The sequence below is a fragment of the Massilia mucilaginosa genome (genome assembly GCF_011682145.1).
In the GTDB taxonomy this organism is placed as follows: Bacteria; Pseudomonadota; Gammaproteobacteria; order Burkholderiales; family Burkholderiaceae_D; genus Telluria_A; species Telluria_A mucilaginosa.
Genome location: NZ_WHJH01000243.1, coordinates 1 through 368, shown reverse-complemented (window position 1 = coordinate 368; position 368 = coordinate 1). Strand labels below are relative to the sequence as shown.

The 368-nt window shown below is 61.7% G+C and carries 1 pseudogene; it reads right to left on the bottom strand.

The features are described from left to right. Positions 1–350, bottom strand: a pseudogene (locus F2P45_RS34695) (sulfate ABC transporter permease subunit CysT); the annotation flags it as partial. Between the last annotated feature and the right edge of the window lie 18 nt (positions 351–368).

Sequence of the window (368 nt, the reverse complement as noted above, 5' to 3'; positions counted from 1 at the left end):
CGCTTGCCCGGGAATTCATAACGCACCAGCACCCACGCGACGATGCCGCCGAAGAAGGTGTTAATCAGCGCCGCGATAAAGGAAGCGCCGAAGCTGAGGCGGTAGGAGGCGATCGCCTGTTCCGACGCCACCACTTCCCAGAACGCCGGCCAGGTCATGCTGAAGGTCTTGAGGAACACCGACGACAGTGGAATGAGGACGATCAGGCACAGGTAAAACACGGTGAAGCCGAGCGTCAGGCCAAATCCGGGCAAGACCCGGCGCGGGGTCTTGACGTAGCACCAGCGGAAAAGCCAGTCGGAGCCCGGAAAGATCCGGGGCGGCTTGTCGCTGGGAAGCGCAGGGGACATGGGGGCCTCTTATTACAA